12 protein-coding genes and 1 riboswitch are annotated in these 12,873 nt (G+C 53.5%); of the genes, 4 read left to right on the forward strand and 8 right to left on the reverse strand.

All coding sequences use genetic code 11. The annotated features are described in order from the left end of the window. Positions 1 to 58: 58 nt before the first annotated feature. Positions 59 to 526, reverse strand: a complete 468-nt coding sequence (locus AC0LWF_RS17335) for a chemotaxis protein CheD (RefSeq protein WP_474652793.1) — start codon at positions 524 to 526, stop codon at positions 59 to 61. Between the two features lie 133 nt (positions 527 to 659). After that, complete coding sequence (locus AC0LWF_RS17340) at positions 660 to 1,958, reverse strand: NCS2 family permease (RefSeq protein WP_474652794.1); 1,299 nt, start codon at positions 1,956 to 1,958, stop codon at positions 660 to 662. An 87-nt stretch (positions 1,959 to 2,045) separates the two neighbouring features. Next, positions 2,046 to 2,145, reverse strand: a riboswitch (purine riboswitch). A gap of 216 nt (positions 2,146 to 2,361) precedes the next feature. Here AC0LWF_RS17340 and AC0LWF_RS17345 point away from each other — a divergent pair. Both AC0LWF_RS17345 and AC0LWF_RS17350 read left to right on the forward strand, forming a co-directional pair. Continuing rightward, positions 2,362 to 3,993 carry an SWIM zinc finger family protein gene (locus AC0LWF_RS17345; RefSeq protein ID WP_474652795.1) on the forward strand — a complete coding sequence of 544 codons (1,632 nt, stop codon included), beginning with the start codon at positions 2,362 to 2,364 and terminating at the stop codon, positions 3,991 to 3,993. After that, on the forward strand, positions 3,990 to 7,136 hold the full coding sequence (locus tag AC0LWF_RS17350; RefSeq protein ID WP_474652796.1) for a DEAD/DEAH box helicase: 3,147 nt from the start codon (positions 3,990 to 3,992) through the stop codon (positions 7,134 to 7,136). The genes AC0LWF_RS17345 and AC0LWF_RS17350 overlap by 4 nt, the downstream gene beginning before the upstream one ends. A gap of 136 nt (positions 7,137 to 7,272) precedes the next feature. On the opposite strand, the gene AC0LWF_RS17355 is transcribed toward AC0LWF_RS17350, so the two are convergent. From AC0LWF_RS17355 to AC0LWF_RS17375, 5 genes are all read right to left on the reverse strand, one after another. Beyond that, positions 7,273 to 7,767 carry a hypothetical protein gene (locus AC0LWF_RS17355; protein WP_474652797.1) on the reverse strand — a complete coding sequence of 165 codons (495 nt, stop codon included), beginning with the start codon at positions 7,765 to 7,767 and terminating at the stop codon, positions 7,273 to 7,275. A gap of 97 nt (positions 7,768 to 7,864) precedes the next feature. After that, the gene (locus AC0LWF_RS17360) at positions 7,865 to 8,287 is read right to left on the reverse strand and encodes a hypothetical protein (protein ID WP_474652798.1); all 423 of its coding nucleotides are present in this window, start codon (positions 8,285 to 8,287) and stop codon (positions 7,865 to 7,867) included. 102 nt (positions 8,288 to 8,389) lie between these two features. Next, a complete protein-coding gene (locus AC0LWF_RS17365; RefSeq protein WP_474652799.1) occupies positions 8,390 to 9,238 on the reverse strand; it encodes a metallophosphoesterase family protein in 849 nt (282 codons plus the stop codon). Positions 9,239 to 9,240: 2 nt separating this feature from the next. Then, positions 9,241 to 9,585, reverse strand: coding sequence for a DMT family transporter (locus AC0LWF_RS17370; RefSeq protein ID WP_474652901.1), 345 nt, complete (start codon positions 9,583 to 9,585; stop codon positions 9,241 to 9,243). Then, entirely contained in the window at positions 9,575 to 10,363 is a 789-nt protein-coding gene (locus tag AC0LWF_RS17375; RefSeq protein ID WP_474652800.1) for an HAD family hydrolase, read from the reverse strand. Before AC0LWF_RS17375 ends, AC0LWF_RS17370 begins: the two co-directional genes overlap by 11 nt. A gap of 209 nt (positions 10,364 to 10,572) precedes the next feature. Here AC0LWF_RS17375 and AC0LWF_RS17380 point away from each other — a divergent pair, with 209 nt between their 5' ends. Beyond that, positions 10,573 to 11,136: a GbsR/MarR family transcriptional regulator gene (locus AC0LWF_RS17380; RefSeq protein WP_474652801.1), complete on the forward strand. Its 564-nt coding sequence runs from the start codon at positions 10,573 to 10,575 to the stop codon at positions 11,134 to 11,136. A 9-nt stretch (positions 11,137 to 11,145) separates the two neighbouring features. Here AC0LWF_RS17380 and AC0LWF_RS17385 read toward each other — a convergent pair whose 3' ends face one another. Further along, on the reverse strand, positions 11,146 to 11,937 hold the full coding sequence (locus tag AC0LWF_RS17385; protein ID WP_474652802.1) for a polysaccharide deacetylase family protein: 792 nt from the start codon (positions 11,935 to 11,937) through the stop codon (positions 11,146 to 11,148). A 141-nt stretch (positions 11,938 to 12,078) separates the two neighbouring features. Between AC0LWF_RS17385 and modA the strand changes: the two genes are divergently transcribed. After that, positions 12,079 to 12,864 (forward strand): molybdate ABC transporter substrate-binding protein, encoded by a 786-nt coding sequence (gene modA / locus AC0LWF_RS17390; RefSeq protein ID WP_474652803.1) that lies wholly within the window; start codon positions 12,079 to 12,081, stop codon positions 12,862 to 12,864. Positions 12,865 to 12,873 lie beyond the last annotated feature (9 nt).

Here is a 12,873-nt window from a genome sequence, read left to right on the forward strand (position 1 = left end):
AATTATCGTAAGTCCTCTAGGTGTCTTCTCAATTGATGCGTTGGTCTACAAATAAAAATCAGGAGCTAAGCGGAAGTGTGGACAGCGTTACCTCACCTGTCTCAACGCTCATATGAAGTGTACGACTGACTTGGCCGCCTACCTCTGCCTTAGCCGCTCTCATTTGAAGACGCGCTAACATCGACTGGATTTGTTCTAAGTTTCTGCTGCCGATTCGGTAATAATCGCGGCGCTTCGGCTGTGCTCCTCCGTATAGCTGAATAACGAGATCGCCTTTACGGCATCCGTACTTCTCCACCATCGTTTGAATGAGAAGCGGAACGCCTGTTGTTGCGAAATGTCCCGGACGTTTCTGTTCATCCCGGCTCGATAACGGCTCAGGAAGAACGATGTGCACAAGACCTGCTGCTTTCTTAACTGGACAGTATGCAGTAACCGCCACGCAGGTGGATAGGGCGAATGTCATTATGGTGTCGATCTTGTTGTTTGAACTTTTCCATTCGCCTAATCCAACGACTTTGTTCATAGATGCCTGACTCCTGCCCTTCGTGGCGGTTACTTTTCTAAGCTGCAACGTCAGTATAGCAAGCAATTGTTAGATTTTTTTAGGGTTATCAGCACTTCCAGCAAAAATTTTACTCACACTTTATTTACATTTATTAATGGCTGAAAAAAACGATCTGAATAAAGAACAGCACGGCGAACAAATAGAAGATCGGATGTACGTCTCTCGCTTTGCCGCGAACCAGCTTCAGTACCGGATAGACGATAAAGCCGATGCCGATGCCTGTTGCGATGCTGTAGGTCAGCGGCATAAGGACGACGATCAGAAACGCCGGGAACGCTTCTTCAAGATCGCTCCAGTCAATCTTCCGCAGCACGTTCAGCATTAGGAAGCCAACAATGATTAACGCTGGTGCGGTAATCGCCGGAATGCTCGCCAGCACCGAAATAATCGGCGAGAAGAACAACGTTGCAGTAAGCAGCACGCTGACGACCACAGCCGTAAGTCCCGTACGTCCGCCAACCGCGACCCCTGCGCTCGATTCAATATAAGCCGAAGTCGGGCTTGTGCCGAGAAGCGCGCCGACAGAAGTGCCGACAGCGTCGGCAAGCAATGCGCCTTGGGAGCGCGGGAATTTGTTATCCTTGAGCAGACCTGCCTGCTCTGCAACGCCGAGCATCGTGCCCGTTGTATCGAACAGCGTAATGAGCAGGAAGGTGAAGATGACCGAGTACAGCCCTTGTGTAAACACGCTGCCGATATCAAGCTGGAACGCCGTTGCGTTCAGACCGCTTGGCAGAGACACGATTGAATCCGGCATATGCAGCTGACCTGTGAAGTAAGCGATAATTCCGGTAATGAGCATACCGACGAACAGGAACCCTTTAACACCGTAAGCCATTAGAATGAGAGATATGATAAGGCCGACGACGGTAAGCAGAGTCATAGGCTGGGTTAAATCGCCGAGTGTAAGCAGAGTTGCTGGCGAATCTACGATAATCTTTGCATTTTGCAAGCCGATGAATGTAATAAACAGTCCGATCCCCGCCGTAATAGCATGTTTGAGGCTGGATGGAATTGCATCTAGCAGCATGTAGCGGAAAGGAGTGAGCGACAGCAGGACGAACAACAACCCGCCAACGAATACAGCGCCAAGCGCAACCTGCCACGAGAATCCGCTTCCACCAACGACCGTGTAGGCAAAATAAGCGTTCAGTCCCATACCTGGAGCGAGCACGATCGGATAGTTCGAGAACAACCCCATAATGAGAGTAGCGATCACACTAGCAAGCACTGTCGCTATGAATACGCCGTGAAAATCCATGCCAGCCTCGCTCAGAATGCCCGGATTCACAATAACGATGTACACCATCGTCAAGAACGTCGTAATGCCCGCAATTACTTCGGTGCCAACAGTCGTTCCTCTTTCTTTCAGCTTAAACAGCTTGTCCATGAAATAAAGCGCCTCCTATATCCAATTCAACGTAAAATTAGCATCCCCCAAATAAAAAAACCTAACCTCGGGCACAGGGGTACACGCATAGACGTGTCCTGTGCTCGTAGTTAGGATTCTTCGGCTCCTTGTAGAAACCCTCAAACCATATTATTGAGGATATACGAACATGAATGGCAGATTTAATTAGTGAGGCGAAACCTTTACTAGATTAATGGTTAATGTGCGTAGTGTCAATGGCTTTTGTATGATTTCGACGAAAATTCCCGAACTATCTTACATATGTACATGATAACGTTCGGTTTTTAGACGAAGCACGACCGTTACCTCCTTCCGTCCCCCGCAAACCTGATATAATAGAGAGCAAGCTATAATTATCGCTCTTTAGGAGATACGACGAACGATGATGACGAATCTTGAGTATGCGATTGACGATGCACAGTGGCAGCAGCTGCTGGAGCAAGTTGCGAAATATTTTGACGACCTGACGATAAAACGGGGATTTCAATATTATAAGCAAGGCGCTGTCCTTAGCGTAACGATGCCGCAGGCGGATCGGCTGAGGGCCGTGGTTGAAGGTGCCGAGCATTATTCGGTGTCGCTGGAGCTGCCGAGTCTGGAGCAACGATCCTGCACCTGTCCGGCGAGCAAGGGCTGCAAGCATATGACTGCTGCCCTGCTTCAATATGCCGCGCTACAGGAGCGGTCAGTTCCTGCCCTCGTCAATGCTGCTACGGCAGTACGCGCTGGTGCTGCTGCCAAGGCGAGCTCCGCTGGGAAGAACGCTGTGAGCACAATGAAACCTGCAAAGCCTTCGGTCACTGCAGAGGAATTGAAAAAGATGGCGGTATCCGACTGGCATCAGCTATTCGCCCGTGCGATGGGTCCAATTAACCAGCATGTAAGGTCGATGCATGAGGCAAGGGAGATTTTGGCCGTCATCCATGGCCTCAAGCCTCCGTTATCGCTTCTTATGGATCAGCTCTACGAGGTGCATGCGCATTTGTTTACGCTGGAGAAGCTGGTCAAGCCCGCGCAGGAGGATTGGCGGCACTCGGGCCTGTTCATTGGCTATCACACTCAGCTCGCGATGGATGAGCTGCTGGAAGTGACGATGCGCGGATTCGCCGGTGGGCTGTCTATCGCGGAAGAATCCGAGCTTTGGCCTCGTGTGACGGAGACGCTGCACTACTTACGAGAGCAGATGTTGAAGGAAGATAAGAGTTTGAACTGCTTCTTCAAGCTGTATCACGCCTGCTGGCGGTACTGGTTGAAGCCCAATCTCGCAGAATCGCGGCGCGAGTTGATTGAGAGAGAGCTGCAGCAGCTGGAGGCAGCAAATGAGGAGATGGGCAGCACGCTGTCCAAGCTGCCATGGACTTTTGCCCAAAGCTTGATGTACTTGTACTTGGAACAGGATGAGGCGGCGTGGGAGCTGCTTCGAGGCGCAGGCGTCCTGCTTCCGGGGCAGGCTTCACTGCTATTCGAGGCGCTCTTGCAAGAGCAGGCTTGGTCGCGGCTGGCAAACTGGCTCGTGGAGCTCGGACCGCTGCTCGGCAGCTTCCGAACGGATGAGCTTGACGGCACCTATGGCGATTATTGGGGCGCTGTACTACAGCATGTGCCGGATGCGGAATCGCGTATGTGGACAACGCTTGTTGCGATGCTCCCTTATTCGCGCACTCTCTATGAGGATGCTCTTGTCGCGCACGGGAAGTGGCGGCTGTGGATCGACTACCATATGAGCTGCGGCAGAGAGCCTTTGGACTTCCGCGCTACGATGCTGAAGCCCATTGAGAAGGATGCGCCGGAGCTGCTGCTCCCCTTCTATCATCAGGCCGTGGAACGCTACATTCTGCTCAAGAACCGCGACAGCTACAAAGCAGCGGTAAAGCTGCTGAAGCGGCTGCTCAAGTTGTACCGCAAATTGAAGCAGGAGGTTCGATGGGAGCAGTTTATTACCGCTTTTGCCGCTCGCCATAGCCGCCTTCGGGCATTGCAGGAGGAGCTGCGAAAAGGAGGACTATTGCCGTGAATTCGTATACGGACACGTTGATTATACAAGTGAGTTTGACCGAGCATGGCGATGCTCTTATATATGGCGTGAGCCCAAGTGGCGGGTACGTGTCTGGGATGATGGTAAAGCAGCGGCTGTTCGCTTGGCATGAGCCGTCCTTCTACGGTACCGAGCTCGAGATCGAGAAGGTGCAGGAGCTGGAGCTTGTCGTCCTCCCATCGGAGCAGGTCATTCCCTTCTTCGCCGAGCGGCATTTGCTCACGCATGTCGAATGGGTGTGGGAAGGCGATGCGGCGAAGCTTGCCGAGCTTGCGCCGCTGGTTGCCGCGAGCATCGATGCGCGCTCCATCGTCCCGAGCTTTGCCGCTTACCGCAAGGGGAAGCTGGAGTGGAATTGGGACGAAGGAGCGCTTGAGGCCACCGCGGCGGCGAAGCTGCGGAAGGTATTGGATGTGCGCGGTAGGAGCGGAAAAGGAGAGCAACGCGGCCGGAGCCCGAGTAACGACGGGCATGGCGATGGCGGGAGTTCGAACAGCGGCGGAGATAGCGACGGGCATGGCGATGGCGAAAGCTGGAACAGCGGCGATGATGGCGGCTTTGCAGCCGGACTTCGCGCGGCGTTCTCCGCGGCCGTGTTCGAACGCCACTTTGGCAGCGAGGAAGCGGCCGCGGATTTGCGCCGCGATTATCCGCTGCTGTTCGCGCGGGAGCACGGTGGCGTTGCAGCGGCGGGCATGGACGCGCGCGCATGGCTCGTCGCCATCGGCTGGAAGGCCGACACAGCGCCGTTCCGGCCGCTGCTGCAGCTGCTGGAGCCGAGCCCCGAAGGGGCTGAGCACGGCGACAGCGAAGCATGGCGCCTTCAGCTCGTGCTGCAAGATCGGCACGAGCCTTCCATGCTTGCGCCGGCGCGGCTAACGCTCGCCGGCGAAGCGCTGGGCTCGTGGCCGGCGCCATGGTCGGCGCACGTGCATGAGCGATCCGCCGCATGGCTATCGCAGCTGCAGGCGAATTTGCCTGCAGCGCGTCTCGCCGGCGGCGGCAGCGATTTATTGAACAGCCCGCTCGGAGATGCCGAGGCGTGGCAGTTCTTGACTGAGGACAGCCAGCGGCTGCTCGCATCTGGCTGGCAAGTGCTGCTTCCCGGCTGGTGGGAAGCAGCGAGCAAGCGCAAACCGCGCCTGCGGGCGAAAGTCCGCTCCGGCGAGGAAGAGCGCAAAGGCGCCAAGGGCGGCGGCGGCTCGCTGTTCGGACTCGATTCGCTCATTGATTTTGACTGGCGAATTGCGATTGGCGACAGCGACCTGACCGAGGCGGAATTCGCCGAGCTCGTCGCCCGCGGCGAGCGGCTCGTCCGATTCCGCGGCGAATGGGTGCCGCTTGATCCGGCGCTCATTGCACAGATCCGCAGCGCGATGGCGCGGGTTAACAAGAAGAACGGCTTGTCGTTCCAAGAGGTACTTCAGCTGCATTTGCTTAGCGGTAACAGCGGGCAGTGGCCTCGGAAAGCAAATGGTGAGGAGAAGGCCTCGAATGAAGGTGAGGATGAGCGCTCCGAGGAGCAAATCCAGCTTGAAGTCGAGCTGAACGGCCATTTGACGAAGCTTATGAACCAATTAACGCAGCAGTCCGAGTGGCCTGCGGTAGAAATTCCTGCTGGTTTGCAGGCTGAGCTGCGCAGCTATCAGCGGGACGGCTTCGCTTGGCTTGCTTTTCTGCGCCGCTTCGGGCTTGGTGCTTGCCTCGCCGACGATATGGGCCTTGGCAAAACCGTTCAGTTCATTACCTATTTACTCCATGTGAAGGAGCAAGCGGAACACGGAGGCGCGCGAGGTCCTGCCCTGCTCATCTGTCCGACTTCCGTCCTCGGCAACTGGCAGAAGGAGCTTCGCAAATTCGCGCCATCGCTGCGTATTATGCTGCATTACGGTAACAGAAGGCTCACTGGCGATCCGTTCTGTGAAGCTTCGCTGGAGGCCGACATCGTGCTCACCTCTTTCGCGACAGCCGCGCTCGATCAAGAGACGATCAGCAGCTTCCATTGGACCGCGATCTGCCTGGATGAGGCGCAGAACATTAAGAATGCAGGAACGAAGCAGTCTGTAGCCGTGCGCAGCTTCCGCGCCAAGCACCGCATTGCGCTGACAGGTACGCCGATCGAGAACAGACTGTCTGAGCTGTGGTCGATCTATGACTTCATTAATCCGGGGTATCTGGGCAGTGCGCGAAGCTTCAACGAGCAGTTCGCGCTGGCGATTGAGCGGGAACGCGACGAGGAGCGGACGCAGGAGCTGCAGAAGCTCGTGAAGCCATTCATGCTGCGCCGCAAGAAGAAGGACCCTTCGATCCAGCTCGACTTGCCGGATAAAAATGAGATGAAGACGTACATCCATCTCACCGCTGAGCAAGGGGCTCTCTACGATCAGACCGTCAATGAGCTGATGGAGCAAGTGGCGAAGAAGGAAGGCATTGAGCGCAAAGGCGCGATTCTCTCTGCTTTGACTCAGTTGAAACAACTTTGCGATCATCCGATTCTGCTGACGAAGGAGCCGATTCCTGAAGTTAGCGAAAGTGGCGAGTTCGAGAGCGAATCGCTCATCACCCGCTCCGCAAAGCTGGAGAGGCTGCTTGCGATGGTGAGGGAACTGCGGGAGGAAGGCGAACGTTGTTTGATTTTTACGCAGTATATTGGCATGGGTCAAATGCTGCAGCGGGTGCTGGCGCATGAACTGCAGGAGAAGGTGCTCTACTTGCACGGCGGCACGTCGAAGACAGCGCGCGACCGGATGATCGATGAGTTCCAATCGCAGACGCTGCCCGCGGATGAACAGCCGAATATATTCATTCTGTCCATCAAGGCGGGCGGTGTCGGACTCAATCTGACGGCAGCTAACCATGTGTTCCATTTTGACCGTTGGTGGAATCCGGCTGTTGAGAACCAGGCGACGGACCGCGCATATCGGATGGGCCAGACCCGCGATGTGCAGGTGCACAAGTTCATCTCGCTCGGCACGCTGGAGGAGCGGATTGATGAGATGCTGGTGAACAAGCAGCAGCTGAGCGACAACGTCATCACAAGCTCAGAAGGCTGGATTACCGAGCTGTCGACGGATGCGCTGAAGGATTTGTTCACTCTGCGGCGTGATATTATGGATAGTTGATTGCATAGGAAAGGCGGCCTCGGCGGCTGCCTTCCAAGTGTCCGAGAAAAGAGGTCATTGCGGCTTCCTCTCGGGCACTTTTTTGTTGTTCTCCTTGACCGATTTTCCGCTTATGTAGCTGGTCCGCTGGACCTCTTCACTTCACCTCAATCGCAAAATAATACTCCGCGCTCCCTTGGTCCAGAAACCATTCGCAGTAGATGCTGTACTCGTAGATGCCCTTAGCTTGCGGGACGTAGTACGAATCACCTGTGATCCTTTTGCTCATGTTGGTCAACGTCAGCTCCTTGATCCGCTCCGGTGCTTTGATTTGGATCTGCGAGCCGCCTTTCGCTACGACTGGCTCCATCTGTGCAATTGAGGCATCTACGCTTTGGCAGCTTGCGGTATCCGCTCCTGCTGGTTTGCACCACGAGTAGCCGCCAAGCTTCACCTTCATCGGAACCCCGTCCACAGAAACAGCCGGCATTGGTGGCTCACCCTCTTTGAGCCACTGAGACTGCACCGTTTGCGCTTGCTTCTCAGTCTGTTCCCCTTTGCTGTCATTCCCCACAATATAGCCCCCATAGAACGCACAACCGAGCATAATCAAAATAATGAATGCCATTAATCCTCTCTCACGCATCATCATCCCCCCTTACCACCCAAGACGGGGAAGGCGCAGGTAAGGTTGCAGACCAAAAAGGCCGCATGCACGCGGCCTTATGTACACTTATGTACAGAACAAACTATACCTTCTCTACCTTAAAAACAAACTTCCACTTTGCGGTATTGCCGGAGTACCTGCCGCGATTCTCGACGACAGTGACGTTTAGCGCTTTGGTGACGCTTTTGCCGATAGAGGATACCTTCACTGATGCGGTAGCTGCGCCATCATCCGGGTATTTATCCTGCTCCTGCGCCTCTGCTTTCAGATTAACGGAGCCGGAAGCACTTACGTTCAGAACAACAGATTCACCATCTCCAAGCTCCTTGCCGTTCACGAAGCCGCCCCACCACCATTCATTGCCAACGTGGCTGTTCGAAATCATGTCCGCGCTAACGAACGTCACTTTAACCTTTACCGTCTTGCCAGCAGCCGACAGCGATGGTGCCGACACAGCTAACACCAGCATCAAACAAAACAAACTTTGCAGCAGCTTCCTATACACCGAACTCTCACCCCCCCCCCAGACATCTCCCTGAATATACCACAATAGGAAGAATCGGTATATTTCCTTTTTTTCATCTATCACTTATGCTGCAATAGCCAATCAAACTCCACATTTCACTTCAAACTGCGCACCTTCCACCCATTCGCCGCGCTCGAAGTCTCTTCCTCTCACGAGCACTCGGTCTGCGTACACCTCAACATAGAAGCCCTGGCTGCCGTCTTTATGCTCATCCTCATCTGTCCATAAGTAAGCGACCGATGCTGCGTTGAACATCGCCGGAAGCGTGCCGCCGCCATCGAAATACGTATGCGGAGCATCAAGCTCCCAGTGGGTGTGTCCAGTAAACATGATAGCTTGCCGATGCTTCGCCAGCACCGCTTTTAGCTCCTCGTCCTGTGTAACGCCGTACCAGTTCTGCGCCTCCAGGGAACCAGCTACTGTATTTTTGAGCGGTTGATGCAGGAAGACGAAGACCGGCTTATCCGGTGCAGCCGCTTCTCCGAGCTTGGTGTCTAGCCAAGACAGCTGCTCATCCGACAGCGTACAGTACAGGCCAATACCCTCTTCGGTCCCAAGAAATATAAAATGATATCCGCGGGCCCAATGATCATGGTACATGCCTGTCATCCCTGTCTGCGACATGAAGAGAGGAATGCAACGCTGCCAATCGTCGCAGATGTCGTGGTTGCCGCTCGTCACGAACAGTGGCGGCAGCCCTTCCTGATTGCGTTGCCAAATCTGCCGAAACATCTCATACTCCACCAATTCGCCGTTATCCGTCACATCGCCTGAATGCATAATGCCGCTGCTCTCCGGCGCGTTCGCCGCAATATCCTTCAGCGCACGGTCCAAATTCCGGTTATGCTCATGCTCCATGTCTGCCACAATATGCGTATCCGTGATGACCTGGAACGACAATAGCAGCTTATCATCTCTACTATTCACCATACTTAGCCCCCTCCATTGCTTGTGACTTTGAGCCCGATCACTCCGACTAGAATGACACCGATCCATAAAACCGAAGAAACCGGAAGCCGTTCGCCAAAAATAAAATAGCCTGCCAGCGTAATCAACACGATGCCGACACCCGACCATACGGCGTACACGACACTCACCTGCAAATAGCCAAGCGCATAGTTGATCAGTGTGAAGCTCGCAGCATAGCAGACGAACATAAGCACCGACGGCACCAATTTCGTGAAGCTCTCGGAGAGCTTCATGGAGATTGTACCGGACAATTCAAGTGCAATCGCAATCGCTAGTAGTATCCAGCCCATCGTCGCCTCACCTTTCATCTGCACCAATAGCGAACCCAAGCTCTTCATAGGAAATAATGATGGCGTCCGCATCAGGCAGCTTGGATGCAGCAGCAGCCCCGCTCTCTGGAGCGATGCCGATCGCAACCGCCGCCTCGGCAAGTCCAGCCATGCGCATATCGCCATTCGTGTCGCCAATGACCGCTGCATCCGAAGGCTGAATATCCAGCTCGCGGCAAGCGAGCAAAGCCATATCAGGGAACGGCTTGCCCCGCTCTACGCGGTCCGTCCCAATGATTACGTCGAAATAGGAGTCTAGTCCGAGCCACTTCAGATGCTTCACCGCGGGTGCTGTTTCATCTGCGGTCACGACGGCTAGCTTCAGCCCTTGCTCGCGGCACTTCGCCAGAAACTCGACTACGCCAGGCAGCGCTTTGGATGCACGTGCAGCTTCAAGCTGCTGATCCGCATGCTGTCTGCATTGCTGCACAGCGATCTTCGCCTCCGCCCAAGACATGCCTGCCAGATATCCCTGCCATGCCAGGATGGCAGCCAAATCCTCGATTGTGCCCATCGCGAGCGGGCCGTTCCGGTCATAATCGACAATAGCATCGCCTTCATGGCGCGTGCCCCAGAGCGACGCAATATCTGCGCTAATTGGCGGCAGTTCACGCGCCTTCAGTTGATTCGCGAATTCGGCAAGCATATGCTCGCTCCACTTGCCCCATGTATAGATGAAATCGATGAGCGTTCCATCCTTATCGAACAGAATCGCCTTGATTGGATAGGTCGCACCTGCTGCCGTTAAATTCGCCACACCATATCCCTCCTCTTTTCATTAACTATAAGCGAAGGGGCATCAAACGTTCAATATTTTTTTAATACATTGGGTATTTAATCGATAAGTTGGGATATTACATATAAATTCAATATTTATTGAACGATAGAGCCAAGGTGACTGCCATTCTGCTCATGGGTTTGGTATAATTCCACTTAATTGAACGGTTTCGTGAGGGGCGGTATACGATGAAGAAATCGACTTCGGGGAAAATGAAAGAGCCTAGCTCAAAGCGCGAGGAAATTCGAGCACAGGTTATAGATGCGATTGCCCAGACGATGGACTTATATGGGGTTAATTATTCATTTGGTCAATTATATGGCATCCTGTTCTTCGAGGATCGGCCGATGACGCTCGATGAGATGCAGGGCAGCATGAATATGAGCAAGAGCAACATGAGCTATGCCGTCCGTTCGTTGATGGATTCCAAGATGGTGTCCAAGCTGGATGAGAAAGCCGATCGCAAGGACCTCTACACGGCGGAAACCGACTTCTTCAAAGCGTTCCAGCTATTCTTCGCCTCGAAGCTGCAGCGGGAAATTGATGTGATGAAGACCGCAATTGAGCCGGTTATTCAGCCGTTGTCCGAGACGATTCTCGCTCTGGAAACGAGCGAAGAGGAGCGGAAGCTGTGCTTGCAGGACCTACATAAGCTGCGGCATGCGGTTCGCTATTACGAATGGCTGCAGCAGTTCGTGGACAAGCTGCAGGAAGGCGAATTCTTTGATGGCAAGCAAATTGGGGACGACTAATAATCGCCCCTAATACTCCATCTTCCGCTCGAACGATTGCAGATCCATGTCGCCTTTAATGAAGAGACGCTTCAGCAGATATGGGTTTTGTGAGGATGTCGTCATGCCGTCGTCGAACGTAAATGCATACGTATAACCGCTTTCAGCCACAATATCTACTGTCTCTGCACTGCGCAATCCGTATGGATATGCAATAACATTTGCTGGCACCGGCAAATGCTTCTCGAGGTCCTGCTTGGAGCCAGCAATTTCTTCACGCTGTCCCTTCGCCTTATGCAGCGGCAAGTACGGATGCGTTCGCGTATGCGACATCATGTCCCACCCCGCACGGTACAGCTCCCCCGCTTCGCTCCAATTCATATAACTGCCCCCGCCAACCCAGCTAGTAACGAGGAACTCCGTCGCTGTGAACCCATATTTGCTTAGAATCGGATAAGCATTCGTGAAGTTGTCGCGATAACCGTCGTCGAACGTGATGAGCACCATCTTGCCGTCATTCTTCAGCTTGCCCTTCATGAGCTGGTCGAATTGCGCCAAGCTAATGCTTCTGTAGCCATGCTCGTGCAGCGACTTCATCTGAGCCTGAAACGCTTCCGTGCTGACGATATATTCACCCTTCTTCGCGTTCGTTATCGAATGGTAGCAGAGCACCGGAATGCGTACCTCAACGGAGGAGCTGGACGAAGCAACGGCTACCGCCTTCTTGAAGACGAGCAGCTGGTCGACTGTTATGGTAAGCGTTGCGAGCATAAACATGCCGATTGCAAGCGATAGATATAGTTTTGTTTTGAGCAAATGCACTCGGAAGCACCTCTTCATCCATACTAAATATCATTAAACATAACTAAACCATACTACTTATAAAATAAACCATTCAAAATAATAGTCGTCTATGTTACGATACATTACATAATTACTAGTTTGAATGGAGTGAAGATCATAATGAAATTGAAACGTGCCACTTCCATGATGCTGCGTGCAGCACTGCCTGCTGTATTGCTCGCTCTAACGGTTGCACAACCGGCTTTTGCCGCACCGAAGAAAACAGAGCTGCTCGTATCCGCAGCGGCAAGCCTTAAAGATAGTCTTGCAGTTATTGAGAAAAGCTATGAGGCAAGCCATCCGAATATCGATCTTGTCTTCAATCTTGCTGCATCCGGCACTTTGCAGAAGCAAATCGAGCAAGGCGCTCCGGCAGACCTGTTCATCTCCGCAGGTCAGAAGCAAATGGACGCGCTTGTAAAAGAGAAATTGATTAGCCGCAGCACGGCTTTGCTGTATAATGAGCTTGTTATGGTTGTACCTTCGACTTCCCGTAAAACATTCACAACCGTGAAACAGCTGACAGACAAAGATATTAAGAACATCGCCATCGGCCAACCTGAGTCCGTGCCAGCCGGCCAATACGCGAAGGATACGCTAACGACGCGCAAAGTGTGGGATTCGCTGAAATCAAAGCTTATCTACGCGAAGGATGTTCGCCAAGTGCTCACTTATGTGGAGACAGGCAACGTAGATGCAGGCTTCGTCTACAAGACGGACGCGCTTACGTCGAAGAAAGTGAAGATTGCGCTGCGCATCATTCCCGGCGTGCATAAGCCAATCGTTTATCCGGCAGGCATCGTCGCTGAAACGAAGCATTCCAAGGAAGCTGCACACTTCTACGCTTACTTGCAATCCAGCGCTTCAGACGCGGTGTTCGCGAAGTACGGCTTTAAACTGTCATAATCTATTTCA

This window comes from Paenibacillus sp. sgz302114 (assembly GCF_056120345.1).

Coding starts and splice junctions, on each gene's coding strand:
- AC0LWF_RS17335 (WP_474652793.1), bottom strand. CDS start 526: ATGAACAAAGTCGTTGGATTAGGCGAATGGAAAAGTTCAAACAACAAG.
- AC0LWF_RS17340 (WP_474652794.1), bottom strand. CDS start 1,958: ATGGACAAGCTGTTTAAGCTGAAAGAAAGAGGAACGACTGTTGGCACC.
- AC0LWF_RS17345 (WP_474652795.1), top strand. CDS start 2,362: ATGATGACGAATCTTGAGTATGCGATTGACGATGCACAGTGGCAGCAG.
- AC0LWF_RS17355 (WP_474652797.1), bottom strand. CDS start 7,767: ATGATGATGCGTGAGAGAGGATTAATGGCATTCATTATTTTGATTATG.
- AC0LWF_RS17365 (WP_474652799.1), bottom strand. CDS start 9,238: ATGGTGAATAGTAGAGATGATAAGCTGCTATTGTCGTTCCAGGTCATC.
- AC0LWF_RS17370 (WP_474652901.1), bottom strand. CDS start 9,585: ATGAAAGGTGAGGCGACGATGGGCTGGATACTACTAGCGATTGCGATT.
- AC0LWF_RS17380 (WP_474652801.1), top strand. CDS start 10,573: ATGAAGAAATCGACTTCGGGGAAAATGAAAGAGCCTAGCTCAAAGCGC.
- modA (WP_474652803.1), top strand. CDS start 12,079: ATGAAATTGAAACGTGCCACTTCCATGATGCTGCGTGCAGCACTGCCT.